The 13,965-nt window shown below is 65.3% G+C and carries 17 protein-coding genes and 1 tRNA gene; 12 read left to right on the plus strand and 6 right to left on the minus strand.

Annotation, left to right across the window (positions count from 1 at the left end):
* Positions 1-137: 137 nt before the first annotated feature.
* The 4 genes from AC3RCC_RS19690 (at position 138) to AC3RCC_RS19705 (ending at position 2,202) form a co-directional block, all read left to right on the plus strand.
* The gene (locus AC3RCC_RS19690; RefSeq protein ID WP_492256324.1) at positions 138-260 is read left to right on the plus strand and encodes a hypothetical protein; all 123 of its coding nucleotides are present in this window, start codon (positions 138-140) and stop codon (positions 258-260) included.
* Positions 257-1,276, plus strand: a complete 1,020-nt coding sequence (locus tag AC3RCC_RS19695) for a helix-turn-helix domain-containing protein (RefSeq protein ID WP_492256325.1) — start codon at positions 257-259, stop codon at positions 1,274-1,276. Before AC3RCC_RS19690 ends, AC3RCC_RS19695 begins: the two co-directional genes overlap by 4 nt.
* 306 nt (positions 1,277-1,582) lie before the next feature.
* A complete protein-coding gene (locus AC3RCC_RS19700) occupies positions 1,583-1,834 on the plus strand; it encodes a hypothetical protein (RefSeq protein WP_291640638.1) in 252 nt (83 codons plus the stop codon).
* A gap of 191 nt (positions 1,835-2,025) precedes the next feature.
* Entirely contained in the window at positions 2,026-2,202 is a 177-nt protein-coding gene (locus AC3RCC_RS19705) for a hypothetical protein (RefSeq protein ID WP_492256326.1), read from the plus strand.
* 310 nt (positions 2,203-2,512) lie between these two features.
* Here AC3RCC_RS19705 and AC3RCC_RS19710 read toward each other — a convergent pair.
* Positions 2,513-2,587, minus strand: a tRNA-Val gene (locus AC3RCC_RS19710).
* 690 nt (positions 2,588-3,277) lie between these two features.
* Between AC3RCC_RS19710 and AC3RCC_RS19715 the strand changes: the two genes are divergently transcribed.
* Together AC3RCC_RS19715 and AC3RCC_RS19720 are read left to right on the plus strand one after the other, a co-directional pair.
* Positions 3,278-3,856 (plus strand): L,D-transpeptidase, encoded by a 579-nt coding sequence (locus AC3RCC_RS19715; protein ID WP_291640635.1) that lies wholly within the window; start codon positions 3,278-3,280, stop codon positions 3,854-3,856.
* A 162-nt stretch (positions 3,857-4,018) separates the two neighbouring features.
* Positions 4,019-4,540, plus strand: coding sequence for a ClbS/DfsB family four-helix bundle protein (locus AC3RCC_RS19720; protein WP_492256327.1), 522 nt, complete (start codon positions 4,019-4,021; stop codon positions 4,538-4,540).
* Between the two features lie 40 nt (positions 4,541-4,580).
* Here AC3RCC_RS19720 and AC3RCC_RS19725 read toward each other — a convergent pair whose 3' ends face one another.
* Positions 4,581-4,949, minus strand: a complete 369-nt coding sequence (locus tag AC3RCC_RS19725) for a gamma-butyrobetaine hydroxylase family protein (protein WP_291640631.1) — start codon at positions 4,947-4,949, stop codon at positions 4,581-4,583.
* A gap of 165 nt (positions 4,950-5,114) precedes the next feature.
* Between AC3RCC_RS19725 and moaA the strand changes: the two genes are divergently transcribed.
* A complete protein-coding gene (moaA, locus tag AC3RCC_RS19730) occupies positions 5,115-6,125 on the plus strand; it encodes a GTP 3',8-cyclase MoaA (protein ID WP_492258806.1) in 1,011 nt (336 codons plus the stop codon).
* 14 nt (positions 6,126-6,139) lie between these two features.
* Here the strand turns inward: moaA and AC3RCC_RS19735 are convergent, their stop codons facing one another.
* Genes AC3RCC_RS19735 through AC3RCC_RS19750 form a run of 4 tightly spaced genes read right to left on the minus strand, consistent with a single transcriptional unit; the run spans position 6,140 to position 8,757 of the window.
* The gene (locus tag AC3RCC_RS19735) at positions 6,140-6,781 is read right to left on the minus strand and encodes a CDP-alcohol phosphatidyltransferase family protein (protein WP_492256328.1); all 642 of its coding nucleotides are present in this window, start codon (positions 6,779-6,781) and stop codon (positions 6,140-6,142) included.
* Positions 6,768-7,151 (minus strand): hypothetical protein, encoded by a 384-nt coding sequence (locus AC3RCC_RS19740; RefSeq protein ID WP_492258807.1) that lies wholly within the window; start codon positions 7,149-7,151, stop codon positions 6,768-6,770. The genes AC3RCC_RS19735 and AC3RCC_RS19740 overlap by 14 nt, the downstream gene beginning before the upstream one ends.
* A gap of 20 nt (positions 7,152-7,171) precedes the next feature.
* The gene (locus AC3RCC_RS19745; RefSeq protein ID WP_291640625.1) at positions 7,172-8,122 is read right to left on the minus strand and encodes a phosphatidate cytidylyltransferase; all 951 of its coding nucleotides are present in this window, start codon (positions 8,120-8,122) and stop codon (positions 7,172-7,174) included.
* Positions 8,119-8,757, minus strand: coding sequence for a lysophospholipid acyltransferase family protein (locus AC3RCC_RS19750; RefSeq protein WP_492256329.1), 639 nt, complete (start codon positions 8,755-8,757; stop codon positions 8,119-8,121). The genes AC3RCC_RS19745 and AC3RCC_RS19750 overlap by 4 nt, the downstream gene beginning before the upstream one ends.
* A 392-nt stretch (positions 8,758-9,149) precedes the next feature.
* Here AC3RCC_RS19750 and AC3RCC_RS19755 point away from each other — a divergent pair, with 392 nt between their 5' ends.
* From AC3RCC_RS19755 to AC3RCC_RS19775, 5 genes are all read left to right on the plus strand, one after another.
* Positions 9,150-9,404, plus strand: coding sequence for a hypothetical protein (locus AC3RCC_RS19755; RefSeq protein WP_291640621.1), 255 nt, complete (start codon positions 9,150-9,152; stop codon positions 9,402-9,404).
* A 132-nt stretch (positions 9,405-9,536) separates the two neighbouring features.
* On the plus strand, positions 9,537-10,610 hold the full coding sequence (locus AC3RCC_RS19760; protein WP_492256330.1) for an AI-2E family transporter: 1,074 nt from the start codon (positions 9,537-9,539) through the stop codon (positions 10,608-10,610).
* A 134-nt stretch (positions 10,611-10,744) separates the two neighbouring features.
* Positions 10,745-11,929: an ABC transporter substrate-binding protein gene (locus AC3RCC_RS19765; RefSeq protein WP_291640617.1), complete on the plus strand. Its 1,185-nt coding sequence runs from the start codon at positions 10,745-10,747 to the stop codon at positions 11,927-11,929.
* Between the two features lie 10 nt (positions 11,930-11,939).
* Positions 11,940-12,962 (plus strand): Gfo/Idh/MocA family protein, encoded by a 1,023-nt coding sequence (locus AC3RCC_RS19770; RefSeq protein WP_492256331.1) that lies wholly within the window; start codon positions 11,940-11,942, stop codon positions 12,960-12,962.
* Positions 12,959-13,963, plus strand: coding sequence for a Gfo/Idh/MocA family protein (locus AC3RCC_RS19775; protein WP_492256332.1), 1,005 nt, complete (start codon positions 12,959-12,961; stop codon positions 13,961-13,963). Before AC3RCC_RS19770 ends, AC3RCC_RS19775 begins: the two co-directional genes overlap by 4 nt.
* Positions 13,964-13,965: the final 2 nt, after the last annotated feature.

Consider the following 13,965-nt stretch of genomic DNA (forward strand, 5'->3'; position numbering starts at 1 on the left):
GGGTAGGCAGCGGAAAATTCTTTCCGCCACTCATCGATGACAACGCACCCCACTGGAGATCGCGGCGATCAGAGACTGCTTTCGATCTGAGCGCAGTCTCACAGAGAAAGGCCCTGCCCCGTGCGAGCGAGACCGAGATGGTCGAAGCGCTGCTCAAATTGCTTCGCATGCGATCACCGCCGGAAAAACTCAACCGGCTCGGCCAAGGTGGCGCAGAGTTCTTGCTCCGGCGCGAAGTTAAATATAACCGCATCCTATGAACGCAAAATTTTTTACAACATTGGATCTGCCGAAATCCCAGCAACTTGATGCTTGGCGCGGCTGGTTTGATTTATTCGATGTTCAATCTGATGCGTCCATCGGGGGCTTTAAGGCAACCAGCGAGACTTGGAATTTTGGCAAATTCAGCCTGAGCCGGGTCAAGGCTCCGAGATTGCTGGCCTCCCGCACAGCTAAACATATTCGTCGCGACTCGATAGATCACTGGAACATTGCCATCGGCCGGAAACGAACGCTCGCTGATGCGGGAGGGAATCGTTCGATTGACGTGCCGGCCGGCGTGCCGTTCGCCGCATCGTTGGGCCGTGAAATCATCAGCTTCCGCGATGAAGACGAGCGCCTGCAGCTTTACCTGCCGCGCGATGCCTTTCCTGATTTGACCCCTGCTTTCGAGGCTGCCGAAGGCCGGCCTCTGACCGACCAGATGGGGGTACTTCTGGCGGAGTTCATCGAGCTTCTGGGTCGCTCCGCACCGGAGATTCCCGAAACCCATGCGCCCGCTCTGCAAACCGCGATTCACGCAATGCTGCTGGCGTGTATCGCGCCATCACAAGACAATAACATTCTCGGTGCAGCCCCCATCGCCATGACGAAAAAGGCGATTATCCGCCGCATTATAGATCAGAATCTGCACCGCAGTGACCTGGCTCCGGAACTCCTCTGTCGCAAGGCCGCCATGTCTCGCTCGCAGCTTTACCGATTGTTCGAGAATGAAGGAGGCGTGAAGGCCTATATCCAGCGCGAGCGTTTGAGGCGGTGTTTTGACGAACTCACCATCAACTCCAACTCGCGATCGATACTATCGATCGGGGAAGAGTTCGGCTTCGCGGACGCGTCCAGTTTCAGCCGTGCCTTCAAACGAGAATTCGGCTTGACGCCATCGGAGGCCAGGCACGCCAACCTTTCGGATGCCCCCTTTCGGCCGACCCATATTGGGCGGGCCAACACAGAGACGAGCTGCCTGACCGATATCCTTCGGCAAACGGCGTGGCCCTGAGGCTTTCTCTGTTGAGGCTTTCTCCGTTGTCTCAACAGAGAAAGCCTGCCCCCGCATGAGCGAGACCGGGCCAGGTTCAACAGGCAGGCACGTGCATTGACCCCAGCGACCGCTACCGACTGCTTACAGGACTCGAGGTTCGACGGTGTGGCCCTGGCCATCCGCGCCCGCTCCGTCGAGACCAGGGGAGAGACGTAGATGGCGACGCGAAATCGTGGACGCGCACGCCAACCGCCACGCGCCTCAAATTGACACTCAAAGACCTCGGTATATCATCATATCCATCAACATACCGGGGAGGATTTCATGTCTATAAAGCTTGCCGCGACTATTGCCGTGTCATTTTTTCTGTCCTTTACCGCGACAACCGCAAATGCCCAGAAAGCAAAAACTGCTCCAGCCGCCGAGGCAGGAATAGACAAGCAATGCTTAAATACTAAAAATAAACGCGGCTGCACGTGCGCCATAGAAACAGGCGGAACCATAGTAAACGGCCGATGGACGTACTACAATTCCCGCACCTATGGCGATTGCATGATGAAAAAGGGCTGGCTTTAACCCCTTATCTTTCCAAGCGGTCATTCGCCCCAACACCTTCGCCTTCCCACGACGATCATCACCCTTTCCCGCTCCGACCAAGACGGCCACCCCGAGGTGACCCGCGTGGGCTTCTGGCGCGTGACCTGCGAAGGACAAGGCATGCGACGACGATCGCCAGCGAAGCGCAGGCGTTCAGGGCGGTTGCCATCGTGACGGCGTCCGACAGGCTGGACCAGTCGCGCGAAGAGGACGTGGCTGCATTTCAGAAGCGCTACAGCTCCCGGCCGAACGCGCCTATCCCGCAGCTTGCCCACAAAGGGGAGCGGGTCGGCACGGTCAAGAAGACCATCAAGCGAATCGCGGCCAATGCGGCGTGTCTGAACTGACGCAGCGCTCGATTTCGTTCTTTCATGGCGACGCGAGGCCGCAAGACGTGCCCGCTAGTGTCACGGGAGCGCCGCTCGCTTTGGCTTGGGCCCACGGTCAACGAGGGCTCGCTGACGACCGAGCACTGTGGGGCATTCGACGTCGGTGCGTTCAAAGACATCGTGCTCGCGACCGATTTCGTGCTGACAGAGCTTCAGAAGCTGACCGCAAGGCCGCAATTTGCTGTTGAAGCGCGCTTAAACACAGGGGGTACGCGCCGTCCTGGCGCGACGCCATCCACCGAAAAGCCTTGTCCGGCAGTGGTTTGGATGGTGGGCGGCACAGGGATCGAACCTGTGACCCCTCCCGTGTGAAGGGAGTGCTCTACCGCTGAGCTAGCCGCCCGGAGCGCGCTTCTCCTAGGGCTCATCGGCGGCGGCGTCAAGAATGGCGTCGCAGTCATCGGCGACGAGCCGGGGACAACCGCGAGAGGCCGCCTGCCGGAGACGGACCGGCGGACGACACCACTACGGTACGGCCAGGATTTCGCGTGGGTTCCGCGCCGCGACACCGCCGCATGAGCGCGGAAGGCGGTCCAGGCCGGCCGCAGGTCGCAGCCGACGCTCGTCGAATTGGGATCGCTTCGCGCCGATCCGCATATGGCGCACGCGATTCGGACGATGCGCGGCTCCGCGCCGTCTTCGACCCTCATCCGGCAATGCCCCTCCCGCTCGCTCGAATGGGGCTGCGGGCGAAAGGCAGACACGCTCGACATCCGACAGCTTCCTGCCCGCATCGCACCAGGGCCAGAGCCCGGAAGCTGCGCCCGATGGCCGGCGACGCGGCCGGACCAGCCGCGAATCGCCTTTTTGCGCGGCTGCTTGCGAAAGCCGGCCAAATTGCGCCAAGGCGATGGCAGCGTGGAGGCCTGTTGCGCTGCCGCAACGGGAACGCCGAAAGCTCGAAAGGTCTCGCCGATGTGATCTTCTGTCGATTGCGCAAAAGCCGCGTTGCTGCCAAAAATTTGGGAAATTATTGACGTTTTTCCGTCACCGTTTTCCCATGCGTCACCGCTCTTTCCCGTCCGAGGCCACAATGACCCGTCTTTCCAACCTGGCTCTGCTCGCCGGCGTGTGCCTTTCGGCGAGCGCGACCGTCGCCGTCGCCGAGATCGATCCGCTGACCCGCCAGCCGCTGACGCAATATGTCGACCCGGCCAAGGCCCAGGCGACAGCCATTCCGCGCGAGATCGTTTCCTATTCCACCAATCAGCGCCCCGGCACGATCGTCATCAACACTGCCGAGCGCCGCCTCTATTACGTGCTGCCCGATGGCAAGGCCGTCCGCTACGGCGTCGGCGTCGGCCGCCCCGGCTTCGATTGGGCCGGCGTGCAGACCGTCTCGCGCAAGACCGAGTGGCCGACCTGGACCCCGCCGGCCCAGATGCTGAAGCGCCGCCCCGACCTGCCGCGCTTCATGCCGGGCGGCCCGGAGAACCCGATGGGCGCCCGCGCGCTCTATCTCGGCTCGACGCTCTACCGCATCCACGGCTCGAACGAGCCGGAGACGATCGGCCAGGCCGTGTCCTCAGGCTGCATCCGCATGCTGAACGACGATGTGATCGACCTCTACGAGCGCGCCAGGGTCGGCACCCGGGTCGTCGTCGCCCGCTGAGCCGCGCCGCTATCCGATTTCGGGAAGGCCGGCCTCGCGCCGGCCTTTTTCGTTGCGGCCTGCGACAACGTGATCATGTCCACCAGCGCGGCCATGGGTATCGCGCTCGAAGCAGACCAGAGAGCTGCCTCGACGGACCATTGACGACGGGGATGAAGAAGGATGGCCGTTCCGCAGGACAAGGAGGCCTTGCTCGGCCTGATCGACGCCAGCTTCGAAAAACTGGCTGCCGCGCTGGCGAGCATTCCCGAAGCGCTGGCCCGCGAACGCAGCCTGCCAGGGCACGCCAAAGACACGCAGATGAGCCCCTGCGACCTCGTCGCCTATCTCGTCGGCTGGAACGAGCTCGTGCTGAAATGGCTGGAACGGGATACGGCCGGGCACCCCATCGACTTCCCGGAAACCGGCTTCAAATGGAACGAGCTCGGCAAGCTCGCGCAGAAATTCTACCGCGACCATGAAGACGTCGCGTTTCCGCAGCTTCTCCAACGCCTCGATGCTGCGAAAGGGGCGATCGTCGCCGCGATCGCAAGCCGCGACAACGCCACTCTCTATGAACGCCCCTGGTATGGGACATGGACGATGGGGCGGATGATCCAGTTCAACACCGCCTCGCCCTATGCCAATGCGCGCAGTCGCCTGAGATCCTGGCTGAAGGCGAAGAACTTGCCGATACGCGGCTGATCAGCCGTCCTGTCCGGCGTGACCGCCGCCGAAACGCATTCTATCCCCGCTTCACGCGCTCCCGCGAGAGCCCCTTCGCAGCCAGCTCGTCGAGATAGGCTCGCAGCTTCGCCTCGCCGTCGCGGCCGAGCTCGCGCAGATAGTCCCAGCCATAGATGCCGGTGTCGTGCATGTCGTCGAAGGTCAGGCGCACGGCATAATGACCGACCGGCTCGACCTTGAGGATCTCGACCTCGCGCTTGCCGGGCACGGTCTGCTTCTGGGTCGGGCCATGGCCCTGGACCTCGGCCGAGGGGCTCTCGACGCGCAGCAGCTCGGCGGCAAGCTCGTAGTGCTCCCCGTCCTCGAAGGAGACATGCAGGGTCCGCCGGTCCTTGGACAGGCGTATTTCGGTCGGCCAGGTGGACATCTTCGCTCTTCACCAAGGTGATGTGGCATTTGCAGCTATTGACGCCGGCCGTGCCGGTGCCAATCTCTGTCCTTGTTATAGTGATGCGGCTGCCACCACGCACGTGCGAGCAGCGCTTGGTGGAAACGCTGGCGAGACGAAACCAGAGTGCTGATCAATTCCCATATGCCGCTGACGCGTGCGCCGCTGGTCGACCCGTTCGGCCGCGACATCTCCTATCTGCGCATCTCGGTGACGGATCGCTGCGATTTCCGCTGCGTCTATTGCATGTCCGAGGACATGGCCTTCCTGCCGAAGCGCGACCTCTTGACGCTGGAGGAGATCGACCGGGTCGCCACAGCCTTCGTCTCGCGCGGCACGCGGAAACTGCGCATCACCGGCGGCGAGCCGCTGGTCCGGCGCGACATCATGAACCTGTTCCGCTCGCTCTCGCGCCATCTGGCCTCGGGCGCGCTCGACGAGCTGACGCTGACCACCAATGGCTCGCAGCTTTCCCGCTATGCGCAGGAGCTGGCGGATTGCGGGGTGCGCCGGGTCAACGTCTCGCTCGATACGCTCGATCCGGAGAAATTCCGCAAGATCACGCGCTGGGGCGACCTTTCCAAGGTACTGGCGGGGATCGAGGCGGCGCGGGCGGCGGGATTGCGCGTCAAGATCAACGCGGTCGCGCTGAAGGACGTCAACGAGGACGAGATCGAGGGGCTTATGCGATGGGCCCACGGGCTCGGCATGGATCTGACCCTGATCGAGGTGATGCCGCTCGGCGAGATCGAGCCGGCTCGGCTCGACCAGTTCCTGCCGCTCTCGGTGGTCCGCGCCCGGCTGATGGACCGCTACACGCTGACCGACGATCCCTACCGGACCGGCGGGCCGGCCCGCTATGTCAGGGTCGCCGAGACCGGCGGCCTCGTCGGCTTCATCACGCCGATGACGCATAATTTCTGCGAGAGCTGCAACCGCGTGCGCCTGACCTGCACCGGCACGCTCTATATGTGCCTCGGCCAGGAGGACGCCGCCGATCTGCGCAGCCCTATCCGCGCCTCCAGCGACGACGCCCTGCTCTACCGGGCGATGGAAGAGGCGATCTCGCGCAAGCCCAAGGGCCACGACTTCGTCATCGACCGGCGCCGTCCGCGCGCGGCGGTCGGCCGGCATATGAGCGTGACCGGGGGCTGAGGGACGCGTGGCTCTCAGCGAGCCCGCAATCCGCGCACGATATTCGCCGCCCGCCTGAGAGCGGTCACGGCCGCGCCGACCGCGATCAGCCAGAGCGCGATCACCAACACCTCGCCCTGTCCGCGCCATAGCGGCTCGAGCAGCGAGAGGAGCGCCGCGGCGGTGATCGTCGCCATGCGGTGCTGCTTCGCCATCGGGCCGGAGAAGTCGGCCGGCAGCCCGCAATTGCGCCCGAGCTCGCGGGTATAGGCCGTCAGCACGGCAAATGCGGCGGCGGCCCAGCCCAGAGCCGGCAGGCCGATCCCGTAGCCGACGCCGGTGAGGATCAGGATATCGGCGACCCGATCCGGAAACTCGTTCCAGAACGGGCCGTCTGCCTCCTGCTTGCCGCCCTCGATCGCGACCATGCCGTCGAAGAGATTGCAGAGCAGCCTGAGCTGGCAGAACAAGGCCGCAGCAAGCAGCAGAGCGGCGCGCGGCCCGGAGACCGCGCTTCCCGCAAGCCAGAAGGCGGCGCCGGCGACGGCCGCCATCGCCATGCTCGCCATTGAGATCTGGTTCGGCGTGATGCCGCTGGCACTGAGCCGACGCGCAATGCCCCGGGCCCAGCCGGTGTCGCGGCTCGCGAGCGGGCGTCGATCGCTATCCTGCGCCATGGTCCATCGCCTTCCTGCCCCGCCACAGCGAGAGATTGTAGAGCGCCGCATAGCTGGTCGCGACCGTCAGCGGGACGGCGATCGTCCTGGCGATCTCTGGCGTGCCGCCGATCATGTGGATGGCGGTCAGCAGGCTGGCCGAAACGAGACCGGCGATCAGGGGCGGCGCCAGAAGCGCGGTCAATCCGGTGAAACGGCTGGCGAGATACTCGATGCCCCGTTTCAGCAGCAGGGTGATGAGCGCCGACAATGTGCCCTGGATCAGCCCGGCGAGGAGCGGCGCCGGCATCGGATGGGCTCGGTTGGCGAATGCCGCCCAGCTCCCCATGGCGAGGAAGGCGAAACCGACATGGACGATGCTGCTTCGCATCAGGCGCGCGAGCGGCGGGCTCACGTCGCCGACCAGCCATAGCGAACGAGATGGAAGAAGATCGGGGCGGAGAACACCACCGAATCGAGCCGGTCGAGGAAACCGCCATGGCCGGCGATCAGATGGCCCCAATCCTTGATGCCGCGATCACGCTTGATCGCCGACATCACCAGCCCGCCGAAAAAGCCCATCAGCACGATGGCCAGCGCCAGGAACGCCGCCTGCAGCGGCGTGAACGGCGTCATCCAGGACAAGGCGGCACCGACCGCCGTCGCGCTGAGCGCGCCGCCGACGAAGCCCTCGACCGTCTTGGACGGCGACAGCCTCGGCGCGATCTTGGTGCGGCCGAGCAGCTTGCCCCAGACGTATTGGAGCACGTCGCTCATCTGCACGACGATGACGAGGAAGGCGATCAGCAGGACATTGCGCCCCTGAAAACCGGGAATATCGAGGCTGAGCAGCGCCGGTACATGCGAGATGCAGAAAACGGAGATCATCAGTGCCCACTGCACCTCGGCGATCCGCACGAGAAAATGCTCGGTGTCGCCGCGCAGCGAGGCGAGGATCGGCATCAGCAGGAAGGCGTAGACGGGGATGAAGATCGAGTAGAGCCCGTACCAGTCGATCCAGATCAGATAATACTGCACCGGCAGCACGATGAAGAAGCCGGCCGCCAGCGCCCAATGGTCGGCGCGTCGCGTGTCGGTCAGCGTGATGAATTCGCGCAGAGCCGCAAAGGAGCAGAAGGCGAAGAGCAGCGTGACGCCGGTCTTGCCGCCGATCAGCGCCAGGCCCATCAGCACGATCATGATCCACCAGGCGCGGATGCGATCGTTCAGGTTCTCGACCACGGCGTTCGAACCGTCGGGCGACAGCCGGCGCTGCAGCACATAGCCGATCGTGGAGGCCACGATCAGGACGCCGAGCAGGCCAGCCAGAACGGCGAGAAGATCGGGATGCGGCATCGTCATGACGCGTTCGCCTTCGGTGACAAAGCGAGCAGCGCGGCCTCAGCCCTCGCCAGGAAATCCTGCTTCGTCTCGCCCTCGGCGACGGACAGGGCCGCGCCGAAGGTGACGGTGCAGACCAGTGGGACCGGCACGAACTCGCCCTTGGGCATGACGCGGTTGAGATTGTCGATCCAGACCGGCACGAGCGCCACGTTCGGGCGCGCCTGCGCCAGATGGAACAAACCGCTCTTGAACGGCAGCAGCGGCGCCTCCGTGGTGTTGCGCGTGCCTTCCGGGAAGACGATGAGCGAGGCGCCGGCATCGAGCGCGTCGCTCATCTGGACGATCGGATCGCTCGTTCGGGTGGTGGGGTCGCGGTCGATCAGGACGGCGTTGAAGACATCGCGGCCGATGAAGCGCCGCAGGCCACTCTTCAGCCAGTAATCGCTGCCGGCGACCGGCCGGGTCGCGAAGCGCAGGCGGCGCGGCAGCACGGTCCAGATCAGGACGAAATCGCCGTGGCTGGCATGGTTGGCGAAATAGACCCGCTGCTCGTCGGTCGGTGCGATGCCGTCCCAGCGCCCGCGGACCGCCGTGATGAAGCGGGCGAAGAACAGAATGAACGCACCAGCAAGGCCGGCTCCGATTTCGCGCATTCCCCCCACCCGATTGCCAGCCCTGCGATGACGTAGCGTTCATAGCGAACGCTGTCGACATTGCGGGGATCTGAGGCGATTTCGAGGACTGCCACCGCATACAGCTGGGCCGCACTCTCCATGTGTGCCTCGCCGACCTGCGCGCTCCGCTCCACCCGCTGCAGACGGCGCCCTGCTCTACCGGAAGATGGAGAAGGCAATCTCGCGCAAGCCCAAAGGCCACCCGTTTCGAAAGTCCCGAAGTTGAATTAGGCTGCAGCATCGACGGGGGCGGCCGAGCGGATGCCCCCGGGCTGGAATCCAGTTATGATGAGCGTCGGCCTGACCTGGGTCATAAACTTCGCCGGCGTTCGCCCATCTTGCCTGCACGAAGACAGTCGATGGAGGTGGATATGAAGCTCCCGATCACATTGGCGGCGCTGGCGATCGCATTCGTCGGCACGAGCACCGAAGAGGCCGGCGCGGTCGTCTACTGCACCTATATCGGTTATCCCGTCGGCTGTGTCGCCAGGCCCGGCGTGGCTCTGGCACCACGGCCGGTGGCGCGCGCCGTCGCGACGCCCGGCGTCGGCGCCCCGGGCGTCGGCGTGAGGCCGGGGACCCCGATGAACCGCGGCGGACCAGTCAATCGGGCCGGCAGGCGCTGAAGGCTTCTGCTCCACGGCAGCCGCCGAGCAGCGCCTCCTCTTCGCTCTGTTAAGGACGGGCCACGACCATTCCGGCCGGGCCGCGCCGAAGAGGCGCGGGCTCGCCCAAGGATCTGATCAAGGGACAGATCGATGGACAGGAAGGCGCCGGAAACCGGCCAGGCGTTCCCGGTCTCGACCATCATCGACACGGCGATCCGGGTCGGGCTCGTGGCTATCCTGGCCTATGCCGGCGCCCGCATCGTCCTGCCCTTCGTCTTTCTGCTGATCTGGTCGGCGATCCTGTCCGTGATGCTCTATCCGCTGCATCGCCGCCTGGCGCCGCGGCTCGGCAACCGATGGTCGGCCCTGCTGATCGGCGTGCTCGGCGTCACGCTGTTGCTGGGGCCGACGGCGCTCATGGTAACGTCCCTGGCGACCTGGCTCTACTCGCTGATCTCGAGCCTGCAGGGCCAGGACCTGAGCTTTCCGCCGGCACCGCTCTGGCTCGAAGGCGTACCGGTGATCGGCGCGAAACTGGCGGAAAACTGGACGCTCATCGCCGCCAATCTGCCAGCTGTCCTGGCGAAATACGGGCACCTGCTGACGGGCCCGCTCGCCTGGCTGGGCTCGTTCGCGGGCCGGCTGGTGATCGGCGAATTGTCGTTCATCGTTTCATTCGCGATCGCCGCCGTCCTCCTCGCCTATGGCCTGGATGCCGCTGCCCTGGTCCGGCGCGTGCTGCTGCGCGTCACGGGAAGCCAGGAGCGGACGGAGCGATTGGCCAACCTGACCGCGGCGACGATCCGCGGCGTCGGTCTCGGCGTGGTCGGCGTCGCCCTGGTCCAGTCGTTTCTGCTGGGGCTCGGCTTCTTCGCGATCGGGCTGCAGGCCGCCGGCCCGCTGACGCTCGTCGCCTTGTTGCTCGGCATCATCCAGATTCCGCTGATCCTGCTGACGCTGCCGGTCGTCGCCTATGTCTTCTTCACCGAACCGACGCAGCCGGCGGTGATCTTCCTGATCTGGAACATCGTGGCCGGGCTCAGCGACAACGTTCTCAGGCCACTATTGCTCGGCCGGGGGCTGGAAGTCCCGATGCCGATCATCCTGTTCGGTGTGATCGGGGGCATGATCGCCGAGGGGCTTCTCGGCCTGTTCGTCGGCCCCGTCCTCCTCGCCGTCAGCTATGTGCTGCTGCTGGAATGGCTGGAGCAGCGCCCGGGCTGACCCGCCATCCGGCCTGGGCCGAACCGCCCCGCACCCTCTCCTTTCGCGCCATTGCCGCTTGCCGTCCGCTCCTTGTGCACTAGTATACATGCCAAGGTCGCAGCAAAAATGGACCGAGACAGAGGGAACGGGACATGGCCAATCCGACACGACGCAGTGTGATCGCCGGCGCCTCCAGCCTAGCCGCCCTGCATGCGGGCGGCGCCTTCGCCCAAGGCGCGATGCCTTCGAGCCCGGTGATGCTCAACATCATCGACGTCGCCGGCAATCTGCAGCTGACGCAGATCTCGATCGAGAAATTCGCCAAGGACAATCCGAAGCTGATCTCGCGGCTGAATTTTTCGCGAGCCCCCTCGCCGGAACTGCCGGCCAAGCTCAAGGCGCAGCAGGACGCCAACCGCGTCGACATCGACATGGTGTTGACCGGGCCGGGCGCGATGTCGGACGGGATCCAGCAGGGGCTATGGGTCGACGTCTGGAAGGCGCATACCGCGAGCCTGCCCAAGGCCGAGGATGTCTATCACGAGCAGGCGCTGATGATGCAGCGCAATTTCGGCCAGAACGAAGGCGTCGCCGTGGTCTATTCGCCGTCCGGGCCGCTGTTCGAATATATGCCCGACAAGCTCAAGACAGTGCCGAAGACGGCCGAGGAGTTCCTCGCCTATGTGAAGCAGAACCCGAACCGCTTCACCTATGCCCGCCCGCTCAATTCCGGCCCCGGCTGGACCTTCCTGCAGGGCATGCCCTACATCCTCGGCGACAGCGACCCGAGCGACCCGATGAACGGCTGGGCCAAGAGCTGGGCCTATCTCAAGGAACTCGGCACGGCGATCGACTACTATCCGACCGGCACCGCGGCGACGATGAAGGAGCTCGGCGACGGCACGCGCGACTGCATCGTCTCGACGCTGGGCTGGGACATCAATCCGCGTGCGCTGGGCATCGTGCCGAAGGGGGCCAAGGTCTTCACCATCGCTAACACGCACTGGATTCCGGACACCCAGTTCATGTGCATCCCGAAAGGCGTGGCGGCGGCCAAGATCCCGGTCATCCTGGCTCTGATGTCGCATCTGCTGAAGCCGGAATCGCAGGCGGCGACCTATGACAAGGGCTATTTCTATCCCGGCCCTGCGATCAAGGGCGTGACCCTCGCCATGGCGCCGCAGGAGAGCCAGGACGTGCTGAAGGAGTTCGGCCGGCCCGAATATGACGGGCTGATCGCCAGCCTGCCGACCCGCCCGCCATTGACGCCGGAACGCCTGGTCGCCGCCTTCCGGCGCTGGGACCAGGAGATCGGCGCCGGGCGCGCACCGAAGTGAGAGGCGGCGAATGCGCTTCGCCGCCATAGGCCTCGACCATCGCCATATCTACCATATGGTCGGTGGCCTGCTGGACGCCGGCGCGGACTGCGCCGGCTTCGACCCTGCGACCAGCGATCCGCGCGTGCTCGCCGGCTTCCGCGAGCGCTTCCCGCAGCTCGCGGAGGCGCGAGCTGACGAGCTGCTCGACGATCCGACGATAGAGCTGGTCGTCTGTGCCGGCATCCCCTCCGAGCGCGGGCCGCTCGCGATCAGGGCGATGCGCTCCGGCAAGGACGTGATGGTCGACAAGCCGGGCGTCACCTCCTTCGAGCAACTCGCGGCGGTCGAGCACGCCGTCGCCGAAACGGGCCGGATCTTCTCGGTCTGCTTCTCCGAGCGCTTCATCGTCCCTTCGACGATCGTCGCCGGCAAATTGATCGCCGATGGCGCGATCGGACGGATCGTCCAGACCCTGGGCCTCGGCCCGCACCGGCTCAACCGGGCGATCAGGCCGGACTGGTTCTTCGACAAGCAGTATTTCGGCGGCATCCTGACCGACATCGCCTCGCACCAGATCGACCAGTTCCTGCATTTCACCGGCTCGCAGGATGCCGAAATCGTCGCCTCCGGCGTTGGCCATTTCGGCGCGCCCGACCTGCCGGATTTCGAGGATTTCGGCGAGGTGCTGCTGCGCAGCGACCGGGCTAGCGGCTATATTCGCGTCGACTGGTTCACTGCCGACGGGCTGCCGACCTGGGGCGACGGACGGCTCACCATCCTCGGCACCGAGGGCACGATCGAGCTGCGCAAATATCTCGACATCGCCGGCCGGCCGGGCACCGACCATCTCTTTCTGGTCGACAAGGCCGGCACCCGCCATATCGACGCCTCCGGCGAGCCTCTGACCTATTTCCGCGACCTCATCGCGGATGTCGCAAATCGCAGCGAGCGGGCGGTCACGCAAAGACATGTCTTCACGGTCTGCCGGCTCGCCCTGCATGCGCAGGACCGGGCCGTACGCTTGCCGATCGGAGGAACCGAAGCGAAATGACACGCAAGATCGGCGTCGCCGTCATCGGGTTGGGGCCGGCCGCCCTGCCCCATTCGCGCAGCCTCCTCGACCTGGCGGAGCGGGTCGATGTCCGGCATGTCGTCAGCCGCTCGCAGCAGCGGTTGGACGCCTACCGCCAGCAATTCCCCTTTCCGGGCACGACCGAAATCGAGGCGGCGCTCGCCGACCCCGCCGTCGAAGCGGTGCTCGTGCTCACACCCCCTTCCAGCCATCTCGCGGTTTCGGAGCGCTGCCTTGCGGCCGGCAAGCATGTGCTGGTCGAGAAGCCGCTCGAGCTGACGGCCGCGCGGGGCCGGGAACTTGTCGCGGCGGCGAGGCAGGCCGGCAAGGTGCTGGGAGTCGTGCTGCAGCACCGTTTCCGGCCTGCGAGCCAGCGCCTGAAGGCGGCGCTCGACGCTGGCGAGCTCGACGAGGTCGAGGCCGCGCTGCTGCAGGTGCCGTGGTGGCGGCCGCAATCCTATTACGACGAGCCGGGTCGCGGCACGCTCGCTCGCGACGGAGGCGGCGTGCTGCTGACACAGGCGATCCACTCGCTCGACCTGTTCCGCTCGCTGGTCGGCGTCTCCCGCGTCGTCGCCGCCCAGATCCGCACCACCGGGCTGCACAGGATGGAGACCGAGGACTATGTCGGCGCGCTGCTGGAAACCGCCAATGGCGCCCCGGCGACGCTGGTCACCACCACCGCGGCCTATCCCGGCCATCCCGAGCGCATCGAGATCATCGGGCGCAAGGGCCATGCGGCGCTGGTCGGCGGACGGCTCGAGCTCTCCTTCCTCGACGGACGCCGCGAGACCGTGGAGGCAGAGGGCAGCACCGGCTCCGGGGCCAACATCATGGACTTCCCGCATGATGCGCACCGGGCGGTGATCGCGGACTTCCTCGATGCGATCGAAAGCGAGGACGAGCCCGTCGTCACCGGCGAGGAAGCGCTGGCCTCCCAGCGGCTGATCGACGCGATCCTGCTGGCGGGCCGGCGCTGAAA

The organism is Allobosea sp. GW823-FHT01F03 (assembly GCF_058798075.1).

Bases quoted from the DNA above. Each gene is read 5' to 3' on its own strand.
- AC3RCC_RS19690 (WP_492256324.1), top strand. From the start codon at position 138: ATGGTCGAAGCGCTGCTCAAATTGCTTCGCATGCGATCACCGCCGGAA.
- AC3RCC_RS19695 (WP_492256325.1), top strand. From the start codon at position 257: ATGAACGCAAAATTTTTTACAACATTGGATCTGCCGAAATCCCAGCAA.
- AC3RCC_RS19700 (WP_291640638.1), top strand. From the start codon at position 1,583: ATGTCTATAAAGCTTGCCGCGACTATTGCCGTGTCATTTTTTCTGTCC.
- AC3RCC_RS19715 (WP_291640635.1), top strand. From the start codon at position 3,278: ATGACCCGTCTTTCCAACCTGGCTCTGCTCGCCGGCGTGTGCCTTTCG.
- AC3RCC_RS19720 (WP_492256327.1), top strand. From the start codon at position 4,019: ATGGCCGTTCCGCAGGACAAGGAGGCCTTGCTCGGCCTGATCGACGCC.
- AC3RCC_RS19725 (WP_291640631.1), bottom strand. From the start codon at position 4,949: ATGTCCACCTGGCCGACCGAAATACGCCTGTCCAAGGACCGGCGGACC.
- moaA (WP_492258806.1), top strand. From the start codon at position 5,115: ATGCCGCTGACGCGTGCGCCGCTGGTCGACCCGTTCGGCCGCGACATC.
- AC3RCC_RS19735 (WP_492256328.1), bottom strand. From the start codon at position 6,781: ATGGCGCAGGATAGCGATCGACGCCCGCTCGCGAGCCGCGACACCGGC.
- AC3RCC_RS19740 (WP_492258807.1), bottom strand. From the start codon at position 7,151: ATGCGAAGCAGCATCGTCCATGTCGGTTTCGCCTTCCTCGCCATGGGG.
- AC3RCC_RS19745 (WP_291640625.1), bottom strand. From the start codon at position 8,122: ATGACGATGCCGCATCCCGATCTTCTCGCCGTTCTGGCTGGCCTGCTC.
- AC3RCC_RS19750 (WP_492256329.1), bottom strand. From the start codon at position 8,757: ATGCGCGAAATCGGAGCCGGCCTTGCTGGTGCGTTCATTCTGTTCTTC.
- AC3RCC_RS19755 (WP_291640621.1), top strand. From the start codon at position 9,150: ATGAAGCTCCCGATCACATTGGCGGCGCTGGCGATCGCATTCGTCGGC.
- AC3RCC_RS19760 (WP_492256330.1), top strand. From the start codon at position 9,537: ATGGACAGGAAGGCGCCGGAAACCGGCCAGGCGTTCCCGGTCTCGACC.
- AC3RCC_RS19765 (WP_291640617.1), top strand. From the start codon at position 10,745: ATGGCCAATCCGACACGACGCAGTGTGATCGCCGGCGCCTCCAGCCTA.
- AC3RCC_RS19770 (WP_492256331.1), top strand. From the start codon at position 11,940: ATGCGCTTCGCCGCCATAGGCCTCGACCATCGCCATATCTACCATATG.
- AC3RCC_RS19775 (WP_492256332.1), top strand. From the start codon at position 12,959: ATGACACGCAAGATCGGCGTCGCCGTCATCGGGTTGGGGCCGGCCGCC.